General features: G+C 70.5%; 16 protein-coding genes and 1 pseudogene. 8 read left to right on the forward strand and 9 right to left on the reverse strand.

All coding sequences use genetic code 11. From position 1 onward, the window contains the following. Positions 1–51: 51 nt before the first annotated feature. Positions 52–849, reverse strand: coding sequence for a hypothetical protein (locus tag WMF27_RS39395; RefSeq protein ID WP_437763750.1), 798 nt, complete (start codon positions 847–849; stop codon positions 52–54). 696 nt (positions 850–1,545) lie between these two features. Here WMF27_RS39395 and WMF27_RS39400 point away from each other — a divergent pair. The 7 genes and pseudogenes from WMF27_RS39400 to WMF27_RS39430 all read left to right on the forward strand — a co-directional run bounded on the left by WMF27_RS39400 (position 1,546) and on the right by WMF27_RS39430 (position 10,331). Beyond that, on the forward strand, positions 1,546–2,460 hold the full coding sequence (locus WMF27_RS39400) for a non-reducing end alpha-L-arabinofuranosidase family hydrolase (protein ID WP_437943438.1): 915 nt from the start codon (positions 1,546–1,548) through the stop codon (positions 2,458–2,460). Positions 2,461–2,495: 35 nt separating this feature from the next. Then, positions 2,496–2,720: an enolase C-terminal domain-like protein gene (locus WMF27_RS39405; RefSeq protein WP_437763748.1), complete on the forward strand. Its 225-nt coding sequence runs from the start codon at positions 2,496–2,498 to the stop codon at positions 2,718–2,720. A gap of 45 nt (positions 2,721–2,765) precedes the next feature. Continuing rightward, positions 2,766–3,206, forward strand: a pseudogene (locus tag WMF27_RS39410) (fumarylacetoacetate hydrolase family protein); the annotation flags it as partial. Beyond that, a complete protein-coding gene (locus tag WMF27_RS39415; protein WP_437763747.1) occupies positions 3,207–3,716 on the forward strand; it encodes an LUD domain-containing protein in 510 nt (169 codons plus the stop codon). 244 nt (positions 3,717–3,960) lie between these two features. After that, positions 3,961–5,280 (forward strand): non-reducing end alpha-L-arabinofuranosidase family hydrolase, encoded by a 1,320-nt coding sequence (locus WMF27_RS39420; RefSeq protein ID WP_437763746.1) that lies wholly within the window; start codon positions 3,961–3,963, stop codon positions 5,278–5,280. 274 nt (positions 5,281–5,554) lie between these two features. Then, positions 5,555–9,343: a serine/threonine-protein kinase gene (locus WMF27_RS39425; RefSeq protein WP_437943439.1), complete on the forward strand. Its 3,789-nt coding sequence runs from the start codon at positions 5,555–5,557 to the stop codon at positions 9,341–9,343. Between the two features lie 142 nt (positions 9,344–9,485). Then, positions 9,486–10,331: a hypothetical protein gene (locus WMF27_RS39430; protein ID WP_437763744.1), complete on the forward strand. Its 846-nt coding sequence runs from the start codon at positions 9,486–9,488 to the stop codon at positions 10,329–10,331. Between the two features lie 54 nt (positions 10,332–10,385). Here the strand turns inward: WMF27_RS39430 and WMF27_RS39435 are convergent, their stop codons facing one another. After that, entirely contained in the window at positions 10,386–11,651 is a 1,266-nt protein-coding gene (locus WMF27_RS39435) for a hypothetical protein (RefSeq protein WP_437763743.1), read from the reverse strand. Positions 11,652–12,344: 693 nt separating this feature from the next. Here WMF27_RS39435 and WMF27_RS39440 point away from each other — a divergent pair. Next, positions 12,345–13,106, forward strand: a complete 762-nt coding sequence (locus WMF27_RS39440; protein ID WP_437763742.1) for an SIMPL domain-containing protein — start codon at positions 12,345–12,347, stop codon at positions 13,104–13,106. A 52-nt stretch (positions 13,107–13,158) separates the two neighbouring features. Here the strand turns inward: WMF27_RS39440 and WMF27_RS39445 are convergent, their stop codons facing one another. From WMF27_RS39445 to WMF27_RS39475, 7 genes are all read right to left on the reverse strand, one after another. Beyond that, entirely contained in the window at positions 13,159–14,208 is a 1,050-nt protein-coding gene (locus WMF27_RS39445) for an alpha/beta hydrolase family esterase (RefSeq protein ID WP_437763741.1), read from the reverse strand. Between the two features lie 341 nt (positions 14,209–14,549). Continuing rightward, the gene (locus WMF27_RS39450) at positions 14,550–15,323 is read right to left on the reverse strand and encodes a hypothetical protein (RefSeq protein ID WP_437763740.1); all 774 of its coding nucleotides are present in this window, start codon (positions 15,321–15,323) and stop codon (positions 14,550–14,552) included. Between the two features lie 294 nt (positions 15,324–15,617). Continuing rightward, a complete protein-coding gene (locus WMF27_RS39455; protein WP_437763739.1) occupies positions 15,618–17,003 on the reverse strand; it encodes a sigma-54-dependent transcriptional regulator in 1,386 nt (461 codons plus the stop codon). Between the two features lie 71 nt (positions 17,004–17,074). Then, on the reverse strand, positions 17,075–18,001 hold the full coding sequence (locus WMF27_RS39460) for a DNA-3-methyladenine glycosylase family protein (protein WP_437763738.1): 927 nt from the start codon (positions 17,999–18,001) through the stop codon (positions 17,075–17,077). Between the two features lie 10 nt (positions 18,002–18,011). Beyond that, positions 18,012–18,602, reverse strand: a complete 591-nt coding sequence (locus WMF27_RS39465) for a DUF488 domain-containing protein (RefSeq protein WP_437763737.1) — start codon at positions 18,600–18,602, stop codon at positions 18,012–18,014. A gap of 194 nt (positions 18,603–18,796) precedes the next feature. Beyond that, a complete protein-coding gene (locus tag WMF27_RS39470; protein ID WP_437763736.1) occupies positions 18,797–19,135 on the reverse strand; it encodes a carboxymuconolactone decarboxylase family protein in 339 nt (112 codons plus the stop codon). A gap of 228 nt (positions 19,136–19,363) precedes the next feature. Beyond that, a complete protein-coding gene (locus WMF27_RS39475; protein ID WP_437763735.1) occupies positions 19,364–20,572 on the reverse strand; it encodes a cytochrome P450 in 1,209 nt (402 codons plus the stop codon). Position 20,573: the final 1 nt, after the last annotated feature.

The following is a 20,573-nucleotide window of genomic DNA, read 5'->3' on the forward strand; positions in this document are numbered from 1 at the left end:
CGGACGACTCGTCCGGCCAATCCTCTCAGACGGCCACGTTCAGCCCATGGCCTACAGGGCGCCGACGGAGGGCGCTCTCGCTCCGATCAGGATGCGCAAATCGTCAAGGTATTCCGGGTTGTCACCGCCGCAGAGGTTCGGGTCCCCTCCCATGGAGCGATCCACGCTCGCGCCCACGATCACACGATATGCCCCGCTCGCGCCCAGCTCACCTTCGTGCCCGTCGAGGATCGAGCCGGCCGGCAGCTCGTCGATCCAGAAATCGATCCGACCTCTGCGGTAGGCCACGCAGCTATCTCGAAGTTCTTCGGGACATCCTTCTTCGGGGCTCATCGCCATCCTGATCGGCGCGAAATAAGGTTCGACAGGCGGGTAAGGCCACGGGTCGGGACCTCGGACGCCTCCCGCGAGCAGCGCGCCTGTGACATCGGAGCCGGCGCGCACCTCGAACCATTGATAATCAACGACAGGAGCGTAATCCGAGTAGCGCGCCGCCCGCAGGAACACGGCACCGCTCTCGGGAACGGCACCCAGGATGTCGGAATCCGAGACAGCGATCGTCACGCTGTGCGCGGCGCCGTCCTGGTCCGTGCAGGCAAGGGAGCGTGATGTCGAGCTGGCCGCCTCCACCTGGCATGGGGCGGCCACGATGTAATCGTAGGAATCGGACCCCTCGTCCGGCCAATTCTCGACGGTGAGCTCGAAATCAGCCGAGATCCCGGCCTGCCGCGGCTCGCAGGCGGACGGCTCGTCTGGACCCGTCGACTCGCCAGGACCACACGCGGGCGTCATGCAGAGGGGGACGAGAGACATCACCGCAAGAGAAAGCATGAAGGAGGTGCGCTTCATGCCGTCACGTACAAGCAACGCGTGCGCCAGTGCGGAGATGCACGAGATCTCTGGACCTCGCGCCTGGCGCACAGGCACAGCGGCACAATTCGTCTCAAATTTGTGCCAAAATGCGCCGCGCTTCCCGGTGCTCCGCGCCGGTGTGCGCGAGCCGCCACGAGGAGGATCGCGCGCCGGTTTTTGTTTGACGCCGGCAATGTGAACGTTCACAATTTGGTCTCCGGGTATCCTTCTGCTTTGCCCTGGGTAGGACGTCATGCGCCCCGGCTTCTCGTCCTCATGCGCGTTCACCCTGGCGGTCGGGCTCTGAGGAGCTCGCTGGCCCGATTGGGCATCCCTCTGGAGACTAGCATGATCACTCACCTCGATTTGCCCTCCCACGCTCTGGCTCCGTGCCGTTCCCTCCTTCGTCTCTCTGCTCTCGGCTGTGTGCTCGCGGCGCTCGCCGGCTGCAGCAGCGGCACGACCGACGACCAGCCCTCCCCTGATGGGACGGGTGGCTCGGAGAATCCGGTGACGGGCGCCAGCAGCGCCAGCAGTACGACGGGCACCGGCGGGAGCACTGGTACGTCGAGCTCCGTCGGGAGCGGGGGAAGCGGTACGACGGGTACCGGCGGGAGCACGTCGGCCTCGGGGAGCGGCGGCGACCCAGGGAACGGTGGTGGAGGCGCAGGCGGCTCCCCGCCGACCTGCGACTTGCCCACCACGTTCAAGTGGAAGTCGGGGCCTCCGGTGATCAGCCCCAAGCCGCCTGCCGGCCGCAGCTGGGCATCCGTCAAGGACCCGACGATCGTGTTCTTCGAAAACAAGTACCACGTGTTTGCCACCGTGTTCGACACCACGTCGGGCAACGGCGGATGGCAGTCCATGTACTCGAACTTCACGGACATCCCTCAGGCGAACGCCGCTGAGCAGCACTACATGGCGAACTGGCCCACCGGCAGCACGGTCGCGCCCCAGGTCTTCTTTTTCCAGCCGCACAACAAGTGGTACCTCATCTACCAGTGGAACGGCCGGTACTCGACCAACGATGACATCAACAACATGAACGGCTGGAGTCGGCCCCAAGGGCTGCTCCGAGGCGAGCCGAACGGCGCGCTGGACTTCTGGAACATCTGCGACGACAAAAACTGCTACCTCTTCTTCTCGCGGGACGACGGAAAGCTCTACCGCTCCAAGGTCAGCATCGACAAGTTCCCGAATTACGACGGTTACGAAACCGTCATGTCGGCCCCCAGCGCGAGTCTCCTGTTCGAAGCCTGCAACGTCTACAAGGTGGATGGGTCGAACAAGTACCTGCTCATGGTGGAGGCGTACGACAACAGCCCTCGCTTCTTCAGGTCGTGGACGTCCGAGAGCCTCGACGGCCCCTGGGCTCCCCTGGCGGACACCAAGCAGAACCCTTTCGCCGGCCCTGCCAACGTGACCTACGAAGGCCAGGACTGGAGCGACGACATCAGCCACGGCGAGCTGATCCGCTCCGGGCACGACGAGAAGATGACCATCGACCCGTGCGACCTGCGGTTCCTCTACCAGGGCAGAGATCCGAAAGTCGGGGGTGATTACGGCAAGTTGCCCTACAGGCTCGGGATGTTGACGCTCCAGAAGTAGCTCCGCTCCCCTCCAGTTGTGGTTTTACGACCTCCGTGGACTGGCTCGGCTATCCGGACGAGAAGATCCGGCGCGCGTGCCGCGAAGGTATCGAGCAGGGGTTTTCGCGCTTCAAGCTCAAGGTCGGCCTGGATCTCGGGGACGACCTGCGGCGTACGGCGCTCGTGCGCGACATGATCGGGCCGGAGCACACGCTGATGATCGACGGCGCGGCGGGCGCTACCTCGCCCCCACGGCGCCAGGCACATCGATCACCATGAAGGCCGACTCGCTCGCGGCGCACACGTTCCCCGGCGGGCAGGTCTGGCAGGACCGCTGCGCTCGAGCACGTGCTCGGTTACACGTGCGCGAACGACGTGTCGGCTCGCGACGGGCAGCTCCGGCGCGGCGGCGGGCAGTGGTGTCGCGGCAAGACGTTCGACACGTTCGCCCCGCTCGGCCCCCGCCTCGTCACCGCGGACGAGGTCGGAGATCCAGGAGCGCTCCGCATCGCCACCCTCCTGAACGGCGAGCGCGTGCAAGACTGGACGACCGGCGACATGATCTTCGGCGTGCCCGAGCTCATCGAGTTCTTGAGCGGCAGCACGACGCTGCTGCCGGGCACCGTGATCCTCACGGGGACGCCGCATGGCGTCGGCATGGCCCGAACACCGCCGCGCTGGCTGCGCCCGGGAGATCGGGTCGAGATCGAGATCGAGAAGATCGGCGTGCTCGAAAACCACGTCGTCTCCGAAGGGGAAGCGTGAATGACGGCGGCCCCGCCGCGCGGGGCGCCGGGCAGCTCGCGGCCCGCTCCTGGGAGCTCCTCGATTTCCTCAGCCAGCCGACCGTCTGGCGCGCGGCGCTCGCGCCCGGAGGTCGGGTCCAGATCCTGCCGCAATGGCTCGCCCCCGGCGACGTCGACCCGGTCGCTCGGCGCGTTCGAGCTGGATTCCACGCTCGCGCGCGCTCGAATCGACGCCGATGACTTCGGCATCACGCGCGCCGCCGGCGCGATCGCCGAGACGGGCACCGTCATCCTCGACGACGCGACCACCTCGACGCGCCTCAGCGCGCTCGCCCCCTGGATCCACGTGGCGATCGTTCGCCGCGCCGACATCCACCGTTCGCTCTGCGCCGAAATCTCCGCGCTCGGCGGCGCCCCCTACGTGGTCAGGTGTACGGGGCCATCCAAGACGGCCGACGTGGAGGGCATCCTGATTCAGGGCGTGCACGGACCGGGCGAGCCAATCGCCCTGATCGTCGGTGCCTGGTAGAGCGACGCCGGGAGCGCGTTCTGAGGAGTTTCCGGCGATCGGCATCGTGGCCGGCGGGTCCCGCGCGCCGGTTTTCAATTGACGCCGTAGATGTGAGCGCTCACAATTTGGCTCGGAGATTCCTCCGCTTTGCCCTCGGTAGGCCGCCATGCGGCACCGGGCCCTTCGTCCTCGTGCGCGTCAACCTTGACAGTCGGGCTCTGAGGAGCTCGCCGCCCGCTCGGGCATCCCTCTGGAGACCAGCATGATCACTCCCTTCGATTTGCACCGTCAGACCCTGACTCCTTCCCGTTCCCTCCTTCGTCTCTCTGCCCTCGGCTGCGTGCTCGCCGCGCTCGCCGGTTGCGCCAGCGACACGGGGGACGACCAGCCGTCCAGTGGTGGTACGGGTGGCTCGGAGAACCCGACGACGAGCGCCAGCAGCACGACAGGCGCGGGCGCGGGCGCGAGCACGAGCGCAAGCGGCACGGGTGGATCAGGCCCCGGCACGAGCACGAGCACGAGCAGCGGAAGCGACCCGGGCACGGGCGGCGACCCGACGTCCGGGGCCGGGGGGAGCGGCGGCGATCCGGGGGACGGCGGCGGCGGCGCGGGCGCGGGCACGGGCGCGGGCGGCTCGCCCGTGACCTGCGACCTGCCCACCACGTTCAAGTGGAAGTCGGGGCCTCCGGTGATCAACCCCAAGTCGGCTGCCGGTCGCACCTTCGTCTCCATCAAGGACCCGACGATCGTGTTCCACGACGGCAAGTACCACGTATTTGCCACCGTGTACGACACGGCGGGCAACGGGGGGTGGAGTTCCGTGTATTTGAACTTCACCGACTTCGCTCAGGCGGCCTCCGCGCAGCAGCAGCACATGGCGAACTGGCCCACCGGCGGCACGGTCGCGCCCCAGGTCTTCTTTTTCCGGCCGCACAACAAGTGGTACCTCATCTTCCAGTGGAACGGCAGGTACTCGACCAACGACGACATCAACAACGTCAACGGCTGGAGCCGGCCCCAGTCGCTGCTCAAGGGCGAGCCAGGCCAGATGGGGAACACCCTTGGCGCGCTGGACTTCTGGAACATCTGCGACGACAAGAACTGCCATCTGTTTTTCTCGCGGGACGACGGGAAGCTCTACCGCTCCAAGGTCAGCATCGATAAGTTCCCGGCTTTCGACGGTTACGAAACCGTCATGTCGGCCCCCAGCTCGGGGCTCCTGTTCGAGGCCAGCAACGTCTACAAGGTGGATGGCACGAACAAGTACCTGCTCATGGTCGAGGCGTTCGACAACAGCCCTCGCTTCTTCAGGTCGTGGACCTCCGAGAGCCTCGACGGCCCCTGGGCTCCCCTGGCGGACACCAAGCAGAAGCCCTTCGCCGGCCCTGCCAACGTGACGTTCGAAGGCGGAAAGTGGAGCGACGACATCAGCCATGGTGAGATGGTCCGCTCCGGGAGCGACGAGCGAATGACCATCAACGCGTGCAACATGCAGTTCCTCTACCAGGGCAGGGATCCGAACGCCGGAGGGGCTTACGAAAGATTGCCGTACAAGCTGGGTCTGATCACGTTCGAGAAGTGACGCCGCGCCCCTCCTCGATCTCTCGGGAGGGACGTCCAGGCAGAAGCGCCGATCTCCCGATCGGCGCCTCCCCGGCGAGCCCGGGCCGACATCGGCCAGGGTCGTAATCGGGGCAAACCATCGATGCGTCCGGGGCGCCGCGCGCGCAGGATCCGCGGCCTGAATCCAGGGGATCGCTGGACGAACGGCATTCTCCGTCTATCCTTGAGCGGTGCGCTCGGGGGAGCTCTTGGGGGGGCGCTTCCGCGTCGAAGCGCTCGCGGAGAGCGGAGGCATGGGCGCGGTTTACCGCGCCTGGGACGTCACCACCGGAAGGCGGGTCGCCGCCAAGGTGCTGCACGATCCGTCGCCGCACCACCTCGCGCGCTTCGCGCGGGAGGCCGAGCTCCTCGCCCGCCTCGCACACCCCGGGATCGTCCGGTACGTCGCCTACAGCGCCGCGCGCGAGAGCACGCCCTTCCTGGTCATGGAGTGGCTGGAGGGAGAGGACCTCTCCCGGCTCCTCTCGCGCCGGCGGCTCTCGGTCGCCGAGACGGTGGAGCTCGGGGCGCGCGTCGCCGCGGCCCTGGGCGCCGCCCACGCGCTGGGGATCGTCCACCGCGACCTCAAGCCGGCCAACATCTTCCTCGTCGGCGGCCGGATCGAGGAGCCCAGGCTCCTCGATTTCGGGGTCGCCCGCCTCCCGGACATGGCGCCGATCACCGGCGCCGGGATGCTGGTCGGCACGCCCGACTACATGGCCCCGGAGCAGGCGCGCAGCGGCGATGAGGTCGGCGCGCCCGCCGACATCTTCTCGCTCGGCTGCGTGCTCTTCCAGTGCGTCACCGGCGCGCCGCCGTTTCAGGCCGATCACCTGGTCGCCCTCCTCGCCAGGATCATCTTCGACGATCCGCCGCACCTGGCGGAGCGCTGCCCCGGCGCGCCCCCGTGGCTCGACGCGCTGGTCTCGCGGATGCTCGAGAAGGATCCGGCGCGGCGCCCGCGCGACGGGGCCGCGGCCCACGCCGCGCTCGCGGCGCAGGAGGTCCACGGCGGGTCGAGCTCGGGGCCGACGAGCTCCGCCCTCACCAGCAGCGAGCGCCGCTTCCACGGCGTCGCGGTGATCGGCCGCGCGCCGGCGTCCGCGCTGGACGCCACCCTCTCGCGCTGCGAGGCGGACGCGGACGCCGGCGCGCTCCGGGAGGCCGCCGCCCGCTTCGAGGGGCGCCTGGAGCTGCTCGCCGACGGGACGGCGGTGCTCATCGCCGGCCGCCCGCACGTGCCCACCGACGTCGCCGCGCAGCTCGCGCGCTGCGCGCTGGCGCTGCGGGAGCGCGTCCCCGATCGCCCGATCGCGATCACGGTCGGCTGGGGCGAGCTCGGGCGCGGCCTGCCGGTCGGCGACGCGATCCAGCGCGCGGCGGGGCTGCTCCGGAGCGCGGGCCGCGCGGGCGCGCCGCAGATCCTCCTCGACAAGACCACCGCCGGGCTGCTCGAGGCCCGCTTCGAGGCCGCGATCACCGCGTCCGGCGCCGTCGAGCTGCGCGGCGAGCGCAGCGCCGCCGAGCCGTGGCGCCCGCTCCTCGGCAGGCCCACGCCCTGCGTCGGCCGCGATCACGAGCTCCGCGTGCTGGAGCAGACCTTCGCGGCCTGCGCCGGCGAGCCCGCCGCCCGGGCGGTGCTCGTCATCGGCGCCGCGGGCATGGGCAAGTCCCGCCTGCTCCAGGAGCACCTCGCGGCCCTCCGGCGCGCCGGCGCGCCCGCGGAGATCTGGGCGGGGCTCGGGGATCCGCTGCGCGCGGGCTCCATCGGCGGCCTGCTCGCGGAGGTGATCCGGGGCGCGGCGGGGATCCAGGGCGGCGAGCCCATCGAGGAGCGGCGCGCGCTCCTCCGGGCCCGCGTCGCCCGCCGCGCGCCCGAGGCGGAGCGGCGCCGGATCGAGGAGTTCCTCGGAGAGCTCGCCGGCGTCCCCTTCCGCGACGAGGACAGCCTCCCGCTCCGCGCCGCCCGGCAGGATCCCGAGCTGCTCGGCGAGCAGATGCAGCGCGCGCTGCGCGATTTTCTGCGCGCCGAGTGCGCGGCCCAGCCGGTGGTGCTCGCGCTGGAGGACGTGCACTGGGCCGATCGCGCCTCGGTCGCGGCCATCGACGCGGCGCTGCGCGAGCTCGCGGACCAGCCGCTCGTCGTGCTCGCCACGGCGCGCCCCGAGATCAAGCAAGCCTACCCCGACCTCTGGGGCGAGCGCGGGCGGCAGGATCTCTGGCTCAGGCAGCTCTCGCCGAAGGCGTGCGCGCAGCTCACGCGGGAGGCGCTGGGCGGCGCGGCCGACGGGGCGCTCGTCGATCGTCTGGTCACCCAGTCCGAGGGGCAGCCCTTCTTCCTCGAGGAGCTGATCCGCGCGACGGCGGAAGGCCGGGGCGAAGCGCTGCCCGACACCGTGGTGGCGATGGTGCAGGTCCGGCTGGAGGCGCTCCCGCCCCCTGCGCGCCGGATCCTGCGCGCCGCCAGCGTGCTCGGCGAGGTGTTCTGGCGAGGCGCCGTCGCGCACCTGCTCGGCGGCGACGCCGCGCTGCTCGCGGATCACCTCTCCGCGCTCGTCACCGGGGAGCTCTGCGTCCGCCGCCGCGAGGGCCGCTTCCCCGGCGAGGAGGAGTACTGCTTCCGCCAGGCGCTCCTGCGCGAGGGCGCCTACGCGCAGCTCACCGAGGAGGATCGAGCGCTCGGCCACCGCCTCGCCGCCGAGTGGCTCGAGGCCGCGGGCGAGGCCGATCCGCTGGTGCTCGCGGCGCACTGCGAGCGCGGCGGCCTGACCGCCCGGGCGGCGTCGCTGCTCGTCCGAGGCGCCGAGCTCGCGGCCGCGCGCCGGGCCTACTTCGACGCCGAGGGCTGCTACGGGCGCGCCGAGGCGCTGGTCGGCGCGCTGCTCCCCGCGGCGCGCCACGCGCGGGGCCTCGCTCGCTTCCGGCTCGGGCGCCACACCGAGGCCCTCGCCGACCTCGCCGCGGCGCGCGAGGAGGCGGCCGCGGCGTCGGAGCCGGCGGCGGAGATCGAGCTCCTCCTCGATGAGGCCATGATCCTCGACTGGACAGGCGATTACCGGGCAGCGAGCTGGCGGGTCGAGGCCGCCGAGCGCCTCGCCGACTGGGTGGACTCCCCCCTGCTCGGCGCCCGCCTGCTCCTCGGTGTGGGCCGCTCGCTCCACCGGGACGACCGCGAGGACGACGCCGCCATGGTGCTGTCGCGCGCCGCGGAGCAAGCCGCGCGGCTCGGGGACGAGGGCTATGAGACCCACATGATCGCCCGGCTGATGCTCGGCTTCATCCTGGCCAGCCTCGGCCGGGTCGACGAGGCGGCGCGGGACCTCGACGAGGTGATCCTCAGCTGCGAGGAGCGCAACGATCTCATGCACCTCGGCGCCGCGCTGAACAACCGCGCGCTCGTGCGGGCCCTCCGGGGCGACCGCGCCGGGATGATCGCCGACCTCGAGCGCACGATCGCGCTCGGGCACGACCTCGGCCAGCCCGCGTTCGAGCTCATCGGCCGCTACAACCTCGCCGAGTACCTGTACCTGATGGACGATCTCGAGGCCGCGGCGCCCCACGCGCGCGCCGTCCAGGCGATGGAGCCGCGCTGCGGCGAGCACCACGCGCCGATCGCCGTGGCGCTCCTGACCGCGCGCCTGCGCCTCTACCAGGGCGACGAGGCGGGCGCTCGCGGGATCGCCCTGCGGCTGCGCGCGGCGCAAGAGGAAGCCGGCGGCGACGCGCTGAAGCCCTCGGAGGACGTGCTCTGCTCGATGATCGAGCTCGCGACCCGCGACGACGACGGCGCCGCGTGGGCCGCGCTCGAGGAGCGCTCCGCGCGCTGCTCGGTAGGGCAGGAGCGGATCGAGGTGCTCGAGGCGCGGGCCCTCGCCGCCTTCCGTCGCGGCCGGTACGTCGATGCCCGGTTGCAGATCGAGCGCGCCCTCGCGGCCGCCTCCGCCACGCCGACCGTCATGGGCAGTCGCCTCCGCCGCTGGCACACGGAGCTGACGGCGCTGTCAGGATCGGGCGCCCCGGACACCCACCCTCGTCGCCGCTGAATCACCTTGCACGAGCGTGACAATGCGAAAAGATAGAATATTGAACCCATAGTTGACCTATGGGCGATGTTGGTGAGCCCGCGCTCGCGCGCCGCGCGCAGGGAGCCGCCGGGTGATGCGCCAGAAATGGGGGGGGGAACCCATGTCGCTCAAGGAGACATTCATCGTGCTTGTCTGGGCTGGGGTGCTGTCGGGCTGCGCCGCGGAGGTGGGGGACACCGAGTCGCTGGAGGAGCGCGTGGGGGAATCCCAGGGGGCCCTTCTGGGCGGCAACGCGCTCAGCGCGAACGCCCTGAACCTCAACGCCCTGAACCTCAACGCCCTGAACCTCAACGCCCTGAACCTCAACGGTCTCAGCGCGCAAAACCTCGCCGCGATCCGGGATCCAGGCCCGAGCGGGGCGCTGGCGCGCGAGTTCATGCGGTATGCGACGAGCTGCGCCCTGCGCAGCACGGCGTCGTTCGACTTCTCGTGGACGGACGCCAGCGGCGCCGTTCACGACGAGCGCTACCCCGGGCTGCTCGGCGCCGCGCCGACCTGGGCGACCGGGCCGCTCGACGAGACCGGGCAGCGGATGGTCTCCAGCTGCGTGGCGGCGCGCGTGAACTACTATCAAGTGCCGGTCCTCCTCTCCGCCCGCTCGCTGCGGGATCCGCTGAAGACGCTGTCCTCCAGCCGGGAGCTCATCGATTATCCGGACGTCGAGGGGGCCTTCTGGGGCAACCTGTTCGCCGCACAGCCCTACCTCAACGCTTGCTACAACAGCGCGACGGTCGACAACTCGCGCGCCTACCAGCGCGACTGCGCCGCGGGCCACCTGATGTCCGACGGCCAGCTCGTGGGGTGCGGGGTGATCCGCATGGTCGGCCCCTGCAGCCAGGTCTGCCAGAAGCTCAACGGGGCCGGCCAGTACTACCCGTCCTGCGTCGACCGCCCCGGCCAGAGCACCGCGACCACGAAGGAGGTGATCACCACCGCCTTGCCCTGACCGGCGCGCCGCCGCAACCCGGGACGGCGCGCCTGCGCAAACGTCAGACAGCGCCTAGCGCGAGCTCGGCACGTAGCGCGGCTGCATCGGGCTCGCGCCGATGATCGTGGACGCGACGGGCGGGTACAGCCGCAGGTACTCCTGCTCTTCCGCGTGGCACTGGCGCGAGAGCGCCTCGCAGCTCGCCCCGCCGTACCGGCACTGCTCATTGGCCCGCGCTTCACACGCCGCGCGCGGGTTCTGCGGGCGCCACACCTCGACGAACTGCGAGGACGGGGCCGCCCCGGCGCCCAGCTGCGCCAAGAAATCCCGCTTCACGATGAGCACGCGCTTGCCGTTCTCGAGCTTGAGGGCCGCGTTCAGCTTCTGCTGCAGCGCCCCTTGCAAGCCTGGCCCGAAGCGCGCGGCGGACCGCTCGATCTCGCGCGCGGCCCGGGACTCGATCACGCCGAACATCGCGTCCTCGAGCGGCCTGGGCAGAGCCCCGATACCCAGCAGGACGGGAACCCCGAAATCCCAGGCGGCGCTCCCCTCCACGATGCGCGACACGCTGTCCCCGCTGAACAGGGCCGTGGCCGACTTGGCCACGGTCGAGCTGAAGCCGGTCGCGAACGTCACGACGGGCGTGATCGGACTGACGCCCGACACCCGCAGATCGACGTTGGTGTTCCGGAGCGCGGTCGCGACGGCGACCTTGGGCTCCAGGGTGATCGCGTAGTCCCCGTTCTCTCGGACCCCGAACGTGGGGTTCAGATCCAGGCCCAGCACGATGTCCGCCGTGGTCGCCAGGCTGCCACGCAGGCTGTAGCTGTCGCTCCCCGATTTGTTGCAGGAGCCGAGGACCCTGTACCCGAACGTCTGGTTGACGTCGATCTTCGCGGAGTACTCGACAGGCAGCGACAGCTTGACGGCCAGCGGTCGAGTCAGCGAGTCCCCCGTGATGTCCAGGCTCGCTGAGCGCTTGAGGCGCGCCGAGTAAGTGGCGTGCCGCTGCTCGGCCCTCACCGTGCACGAGTGCCCGGTGTCGATCTTCCTGTCGGTCGGGTCGTCGAGCTCGAAGAGGATCCCCTCGCCGTCGACCGTGATGCCTCTCGCGTCGAGCTCCGAGTTCACGCGGTCCAGGGCCATCTTGCACAACGACCTGACCTCTTGAGGGCCCGTGTCACAGTTGATGATCCCAGGCTGGATCAACCGCTGCTCGGCGACGCCGACATCGATCTCCGAGACCTCCTCCCCTTCCTGATAGCCCTCGTCTCCAACCGGCGCCGCGCAGCTGATCAGCAACGGCAGCAGGACGGCCAATCCCATCGTCTTCTTCATGATTCGTCTTTGCTCTCCCAAGCAAGCTTCCCGCTCGGCGCGGCCCAGCTCAAGCCACGCCATGAAGGCGGCGGCGAGCAACCCGAGCAGCGTCAGCTTCGATACAGGCAGAACAGTGTTCGAGGTGAGCGCCACCGTCAAGCTCCGTCGAAGAAAAAACTCATCGACCGATGTCGTGTGATGAAGTGCAAAGAGACGCACGTTTTCGCCGATCGCAGCGCTGTCAACTCGCGTTCACGGCCGCGCGGCGCCATGAGCGAAGGCATGCGCCGATCGAGGCGTGTTCGCCCGCCGGACGAGCGGCGGCGCGCCGGCGCGAGCGGAGGTGCGCGGCCCCGTCGTCGCCCCGGTGGAGCGCCCCGCGCTGCGCGTGGTCGAGGATGCCGTCGCTGCTCTGCAGCTCTTCGAGCTGGGCGCGCGAGGCGCGAACCGGGCAGAGAAGGAGGTCCTGTCAACCCGGGGCAGGCCCGCAGCTGGGCATGCGGGCGCCTCGCGGGCAGAGGCCGCACTTTACCGATGCGAAGGCCCTTGGGCCCGCCCCTCGCGGTCGAGCCTCCCCGGCCCTAGATCCGGTGCGCTGACAGCCAATTCGACTGCCAGGGCAGCCGATCCGCTCGAAGGAGGAGAATCGCGATGCGTCCTATTATGCCGACCCTCACGAGAAGCCTGATCGCAGGGCTCGCGCTCGGTGTCATGACCTGCGTTTCGTCGACCGCGCTGGCCGGGCGCCCCGTCGCCGAGGTCTTCGCGGCGGATCGCCTCGCAGCCAAGGAACCCGGCGCCACGGCGGAGAATGACGAGAACCGGACCATCACGATCGGCGGCGTCGGCGAGGTCGCGAGGCCTGCGGATTCGATGCGCACGAGCATCGGCGTGGAGGTGCGCGAAAAGACGCTCGAGGCCGCGCGCGACAGGGCCGCGTGCAGGTCGCAGGCCGTGCTCGCCGCCCTGCGTGGCCTCGCCATCCCCGGGCTGGAGATCCGCACGGTCGACATCTCGCTCTCGCCGATCCGAGAGTCGCACGTGGCGCATGGCGACGTCACCGAGCCCAGGATCATCGGCTATTCGGCTTCCAGCCGGCTCTCCGTCACGCTGCGGCGCGCGTCGCCGGCCGAGCTCCAGGCCGCAGGCTCGAGGGTCCTCCAGGCCGCGCTCGCCTCGGGCGCCAATGACGTCGGCGGGCTCGAGTTCTTCTTGAGCGACCGCGCCGAGGCGCGCCGCAGCGCCATCGCGGCTGCCGTGCAGGACGCGCAGGCGAACGCCAAGGCGGTGGCCAAGGCGGCGAACGTCAGGATCGTCGAGCTGCAGTCGATCTCGGTCGCTCAGCAGGAGCGTTATGCATTCGCGCAGCAGATGAAGGGGCTCGGAGGCGCGGACGGCTTCCCCGTCGAGCCCGGCGACGTCCGTGTCACCGCCGCGGTGACGGTCCGCGTGGCGTTCGTACCGAACCCGTGAGCTCGGGGCGGCGGCCCTCAGGCGGCGCGCGCGATCGCGGCTCGGGGCGTCCTCACGGCATGCCCGTGAAGAAGTCGTACATCGCCTCGATGGCAAAACACGGCACGCCGTGGCTCGTGTTGCTGTACGCGGGATCGTCGTGGGAGCACCAGATCGTCGGCTCCGAACAGCCGCTGTAGGAGATGCAGCCGGGGTTCACCGCCTTGCCGCTGCTCTGGCAGCCCATTACCTGGGAATACGGCGTCGAGCTCATCTCGCACTTGTTGGCGGTGCGGAACCTCGCGACCGTGCTCGCCCCGTCTCCCCCGCGAACCGTGTCGTTCTTGCCCTGGATGTACATCACGGGCGTGGGCACCTGGAGCGCGCCGTAATCGGAGGCCGCGACGGGCGCGACCGCCCTGAAGTTCAGGTGCTCGGCATCGGACTTGTGCGCCAAGATCTGCACGATCATCTGCGCGCCGGAGCTGTGGCCGGTGGCGAACACGCGGTCCATGTCGATGCAGTAGTTGTCCATCAGGTCGTCGTAGATCCGCAGGACCTTGGCGATGTCGCTGTTGTAGTTCCAGCATCCACCCCCGTCCGACGACCTCCCCACGGCGCGCACGTACTCCGTCTCGAAGGCCGACCCCCGCGTGAGGTTGATGAACTGGTCGATCGGGTTGCCGCAGGCGTGGAAGCCCATCAAGAGGGGGAGAGGGGTGTTGCCATCGTAGCTGTCCGGGAACGTGTAGATGTGATCGCCGTCGACCTTCACCGTTCCGCTCTCGGGCCGCCCCGCCTTGCCGCAGCCTGGGCTCCGGTTGCCCGCCGGCGGCTCCGTGCCGCCGGTCCCCATGCCACCGCCCCCGGCCTGCGCGCCCCCGGTCGACCCACCACCTGTCGTGCCGCTGCTGGAGCTGGAGGAGCTGGCGTCATCGCTCGTTCCCCCTTCCCCTGTCGAGGTGGTCTCTCCGCCGCTCGCAGACGTGTGGGCCCCGCCTGCGCCGCCCGTGGCCTGACCGGCTCCGCCGCCTCCCGTGCCGGGCGAGCCTGTCTCGGACGAGCAAGCGAGGAAGATCAAAGCGACGGCAGGAAAAGAGAAATAAGCAGCAGATCTCGGCATCGTCCAGACCCTCTCGTGATCGCCCGATTCGCCCATCCGCGCTCGCCGCGTGCCGATCCCGCGATGATCTCGGGCGAGGACGCGCCTCACATGGAGGCACCAGCCCGACCGTCACGGCGAACGCGCAGAAGGACGAAAGGCCGGTGCGCATGGCACGCCGATGCGTGGCAAAGCGGAAGAAGGATCGACAGGTTGATTGTGAGCGCTCACATGGGTGGCGTCAATCAAATTGGACCGGCGCGACGCCCGCCTTGATCCCGGCGGGTGCGCAACGGCGGCAGCCGCGGCACCCGCGTGAGCTGTCATCGGAGCTCGGCTCGCGCGAGCTCGTCGTTCCCGGCTCAGTTGGCGATGAACGCGCAGCACCCGACGACGCAGATGTAGCCGTCGGCGCAGCCGTCGCTGCAAGGATCCGCGCACGTCGGAGCCGACCCGCCTTCGCCGCCGCCGGGGTCGGAGCTGCCGCCGGGGTCGGAGCCGCCGCCGCCATCACCCTCGCCCGTGCTTCCGTCGTCGGGGCAATCGTGCCCGCCGTCGTCGCTGCCGCCAGGATCGCCGGAGCTGCTGCCCCCGGGGTCGTCGGAGCCGCTGCCGGGGCCGCCGTCGCAATGGCCAGGGCCGATGCCGCCCTCGTTGAAGTCCGCGAGCGCACCGGACAGCGCGACGGCATCCTCGGCCGCGTCGCCTTGCTTGATACCGTAGGGGAGCCGGCCGTCGGCGTCCTTGTTGTCCTTCATCCACGCCTCGGCGTCCGCGAGCGCCCCGCCCAGGGCCGCGTCGCTCGCGCCGCTCCCCACGTTCAGCAGCGCGGCGATCAGCTGGTGGCCCAGGATCAGGCTGGTGTCGCCCCGCGGCGCCTTCCGAAAGAGCTCCAGCAGCTCCGCCTGGGAGTACTCGACTCCTCCGATGGTGAGCTTCGATGTCGGCCAGCTCTCCTCGTGGTTCTTCCAGTAGCCCTGGGTGAGCGTACAGCCGTCGCCCTCGGACGGGGGCGGAGTCCCGACCACGTTGCCTCTCCCCTCGCCCAGGCGATCCGGGTCGCCGTTCCCACAGGCGACGAGAGCGGAGCCAACCAGCGACAGACACCCCACGAGCACCAACCTGCCAAGCGTCATGATTCCTCCTGAAGTTGCGCATCGCGCGATGGGCGCTCCCCGCGAGGAGCGAGCGACATCGCGCGTGTCAGGCGGCGGGCATCGCGCCGGATCGGGGCGCACAGGCGACCCCGAGCCGGTGGGATCATGTTCTCGATCCACCCGCCCCAGCTGCAGCCCATGAGGAGCCGCGCTCTCGGTTCCTTCAGTGCCGGCCTGCGCTCGGCGCGGCTCATGTTTTTGTGGGTGCTTTTTGATCCCGTGTCGTTCTCGATCGATTGAATTTTTCCTTCATCAGCACACGAGCGACCGAGATCACTTCAGCCCGTGACGATCCATCTTGTTGAGCAGCCCCTGCCGCGACAGCCCGAGCCGCGCCGCGGCCTGGCTCCTGTTGCCCTGGGTCGCCCGGAGCGCGGCGGCGATCTCGCGCCGCTCCAGCGCCGCGATCTTCTCTTCCAGCGTCGCCCCTTCGGCCGGCTCGTCGCCTGCCGGCGCCGCGGGCGCGCTGCCTCGCCGCGCCGGCGAGAGGTCCTCCTCGAGGATCTCTCCCCTGCCCCCGGCCATCACGAGCGCGCGCTGCATCTCGTGCCGGAGCTCTCGCAGGTTGCCGGGCCAGTCGCAGGCCTCGAGCCGGCGCATCGCGCCGGGCGAGATCGCTGTCGCCGGCGAGCGCGGCACGAGCGCCCGCGACAGGTTCAGGAAGTGCTGCGCGAGGAGCGGCAGATCGCCCACGCGATCCGCGAGCCGGGGCAAGGCGATCTCGATCCCGCGCACGCGCCAGTAGAGGTCGTCGCGAAAGGTCCTGTCCGCCACCATCGACTCGAGCGCTCTGTGGGTGGCCGACACGACACGGACGTCGACGGTCAGCGGGCGCGCCGCGCCCACCGGCAGGATCTCGCCCGTCTCGAGCACGCGCAAGAGCTTCACTTGCAGCGCCGGCTCCATGTCGCCGATCTCGTCGAGGAACAGGGTCCCTCCGTCCGCCTCGACGAACAGGCCGGGAGCGTCCTTGATCGCGCTCGTGAAGGCGCCTTTCCGGTGGCCGAACAGCGTCGATTCCAGGAGGGTCGGCGCGAGCGCGCCGCAGTTGACCGCGATGAAGGCCCTGTCCTTCCGGCGGCTCCTTGCGTGCAGGTAGCGGGCGAACACCTCCTTGCCCGTGCCCGAGTCGCCGGTGATGAGCACCGGCACGTCGGTCGGCGCCGCGCGCTCGCACAGCGTCCTCGCCTCGAGGAAGGCCGGCGACTGGCCGAGCATCGCCGAGGCGTCGCCCTCGCGGGCGGCGAGCGAGCGCTCGAGCTCCGCCACCCGATCTTCCAGCGCGAGGCGCGCGGCCGCGCGGGCGACCACGGAGAGCAGCACGTCGGGGTCGACGGGCTTGGCCAGGAAGTCGTACGCGCCGCGCTCGACGAGGCGCAGGGCGAGCGGGGTCTCGCCCGCGCCCGAGACGACGATCACCTTGGCCGCGGGCCGCTCGGCGAGGATCTTGTCCGCGAGCGCCGCGCCCTCCTCGGCGCGGCCCGTCGGCGGGAGCATCAGGTCGAGCACGACGAGGCGCGCGCTGGTGCGGCGGAGCTCCGAGAGCGCCTTCGGGGCGGCGCCGGCCTCGGCGACGGCGTACCCCTCCAGCGCGAGCAGCTCGCGGTAGGCGTCGCGGAACCCCGGATCGTCGTCGATGAGCAGGACGGTCTCGGTCACGGGTGACCGTACCGCGTGACCCGGGCGCGGATCCAGGGTCGCGCGGGGCGGGGCGGCGGGCGGGGCCGGCGTCAGGCGGATCGAGGCGGGATGGCACCGAACCGGCGCGCGGCCAGCGAGCTCAGCAACAGATGGAAGTACAACATCCCGCGATAGGGACCGAGTGCCTCGACGAGCTCGCCCCCGTGCTCGCCGGCGATGGCGCCGAGGCCGCGAGCGGCCGCGACGTCTCCGCCCGGAAAGACATCGAGTCGGCGAAAGCCACGGAGCAGGATCACCGAAGCGGTCCAGGGCCCGATGCCCGGGAGCTCGCGCAGGCGCCGCTCGATTTCACCCTTGGGCAGCGCTTCGAGCTCGTCCTCCCGCAGCTCGCCCGCCGCGATCATCCGCGCGCATGTCCGCAGCGCGTCCGCCTTCGCTCCGCTCAGCCCGAGGGTGCGCAGATCGTGCGGGGTCGAGCTCGCCACGACCTCGGGCGGAGGGAACGGGAACAGCCGCTGCCCCGCGAGGTCGACGGGGCTCGCGAACCGAAGCACGAGGCGTCGCACCGCCGCCATCGCCGCTGCCATGCTGAGCTGCTGGAAGACCACCGAGTTGACGATCGCCTCCCAGAGCGAGGCAAAGCGTGGAGGCTTGACCCCGCGGAACCGTGCCGCGAGCGCGGCGACGGCGGGCAACCGCTCCGCTCGCGCGTAGAACGGCGCCAGATCGATGTCGGTCCCGAGCAGCCGGGTCACCAGGCCGCGCCACATCCTCGGATCGTGGACGTCCCCGAAGAGCTCGACGCGGAGCCGCGTCCCGCCTGCCTCCTCGGTCACCGCCCAGGCCACCGGACCGCGCGCGGTGTCGAACGCCCGCAGGTAGCGGCGGTCCTCGGACCACGTGTCGACCGGGTTCTCGGGGCGCCTCTGAAGCGCGGCAACGGTGAGCGCAAGGCGGAAGGGCGTCCTCACCGGAACGGTGATCTTCGTCGTTCGGGCCGCGGCTCGGTGCGACATCGTGCCGAGCTCAATGCGAGCGCACGCGTGGGCCGGTGCGCCGCGCAGGCGACGCACGCGCCTTCGTCGCGCCCGGGGCCCGCCCCCTCGACGAGGTAGGGTGTGGCGCCGCGAGGGCTCGATTTCGCGCCCGGGGGGCGGCCTCTGCCGGGACGTGGGCGGCCGGCGCACGGGTGCGAGCGCTGCGCAACCGCTGCTTGATGCTTTCGCGGAGGACGACGGCCTGGTTGTGGAGCTCGTCCTTGGCTCCGTACACGAGCGTGAGCGTCCCGCGCTTCGCCTGCGCGACGAGCTCGTCCACGAGCCCCGAGGCCGGCTGGCGGCGGAGCTCCTCGCGGTAGCGCGCCGCGAACTCCTCCCACCGGGCAGGGTCGTGACCGAACGAGCGGCGGAGCTCGTCGCTCGGCCCGATCTCCTTCATCCAGACGTCGATCGCGAGCGCGTCCTTGCGCACGCCTCGCGGCCACAGCCGGTCCACGAGCACACGGTACCCGTCGGCCGCTTCGGGCTGCTCGTAAGCCCTTTTGAGGAGCACCGCGTTCGCCGTCTCGGCGCCGACGCGCGCAGTCCGCGCCCTCTCCGTCGCCGTTCGTCGCCTCACGCTGGCCATGCCCTCTTCTTCCCTTCTCGTTGCAAACCCTACGACGCGAGGCGCGCTTTGACCACGACGAGCGCAAGATCCTCCAGGCCCTCGCGCAGCACGACGGTCTCCCGGCCAATCTGCCGGTGATCCGTGGACTCCGCCTTCCCGGTGCTCATGGCCCTCCTCCTTCGAACATGGGCCTCGACGCCGGCCTATCGGGTCGGCGACTCCCCCATCGCGTCGATCGCGATGACCGAGTGCGCGAACGCGCCGCCCGCGCGCATCTCGGCGGCGACCCAGATGGCCTCCATGATCTCCTGCTCACTCGCTCCGTGTCGAAGCGCGCCCTGGGTGTGGCCGCGGATGCAATACGGGCACTGCGTGACGTGCGCCACGGCGACGGCGATGAGCTGCTTCACCTTCGCCGGCAGGGCGCCCTCGGCAAACACGCGCTTGCTGAACTCGCGGAAGGCCTCGTCCGGCCCGGGCGCCAGCTCGTGCCGTTTCTGCGAGGTCTCCTTCGATTGCAGCGGGTACACCTGGTCTCCCATAGGCTTCTCCTCGTAGCTGGCCCAGGGGCTCTTTCGATGCGGCGGCCGCGCCGCACAAGCAAGGAAGCCTCTCCATTCTGCGTCCGGCGCACCGGGTGCCGGCTACGGCATTCGACCGACCGCCCGCCCTGGCATTCCCCGACGCGCCGTTCGCGGAGACGTGCGCGTTCGCCGTCGCGCGTGCCCATTCCCAGCACGGGATGCCTATTTCTCGCCGCCCGTGCCGGGCTACCTGGCGGGGCGCGCGCACCGGACCGGCATCGATTTCACGCTGCTCACCCAGTTCGAGCGGAGCCGCACGGCCGGCCCGGCGAGCTCGAGATCGGGGAGCCTGCGCAGGAGCTCCTCGAAGGCGACCCGCGCCTCCAGGCGCGCGAGCACGAGGCCCAGGCACACGTGCGGGCCGATGCCGAAGGAGAGGTGCTCGTTGGGCGTCCGGCCGACATCGAATTTCTGCGGATCGCCGAAGACGGCCTCATCGCGGTTGGCCGAGACGTACCACAGCACCACCTTGTCGCCGGCGGCGATCCGCTGCCCGTGGAGCTCGATGTCCCGCACCGCGGAGCGCCGGAAGTAATAGACCGGCGGCGTGAAGCGCAGCATCTCCTCGACGGCGGTCGGGAGGAGCGAGGGATCGTCGAGCAGGCGCCGGCGCTGGTCGGGGTGCTCGAGGAGCGCGAGCATCCCGTTGGAGATGAGGTTCTTCGTGGTGTCGTGGCCGGCCGTGAGCAGCAAGTTGAAGAAGCCGCCGAACTCCGTGTAGGAGAGCTTCTCGCCGTCCACCTCGGCGGCCATGAGCAGGCTCAGCATGTCGTCCTTGGGCTCCTTCCGCCGCTGCTCGGCGAGCCCGTGCGCATAGGCGTTCATGTTGTGGAGCACGGCGTTCAGCTCCTCGGGCGTGACGCCATAGGCGGGATCGCTGGCCCCGAAGAACCGCGTCGTCCAGTCGAGCATCTGCTCCTGATCCTCGCGGGGGACGCCGAGCACCTCGAGGATCACGGCGAGCGGCAGCTTGCCCGCGATGTCGCTGGCGAAGTCGCACCCGCCGCGCTCGCAGGCGTCGTCGATGAGCCTCGTCACGAGCTCCCGCACGTGGCTTTCGAGGCGCTGGATGACACGGGGCGTGAACCCCTTGCTGACCAGCGCCCGGAACCGGGCGTGCCGGGGCGGATCCATCATGATCATGACATCGGGGTTGTCGCGCATGTCCCCCGGCGGGAGATCCTCGATGAAGAGGCCGCGCCCCGAGCAGAACGCGGCCGGATCGCGCGAGATGCGGGCGACGTCGGCGTGCCGCGTGATCGCCCAGAACCCCCTGCCCGCCGGCTCGGGGTGCCAGTGGACGGGCGCCTCCCGGCGGAGGATCTCGAAGCGATCGTGAGGCGCGCCCGCGAGGTAGAGGTCCGGATCGAGGACATCGACGGTTTGAGGGGTCATC

Source organism: Sorangium sp. So ce281, from assembly GCF_051527395.1.
Taxonomy (GTDB): domain Bacteria; phylum Myxococcota_A; class Polyangia; order Polyangiales; family Polyangiaceae; genus Sorangium; species Sorangium cellulosum_B.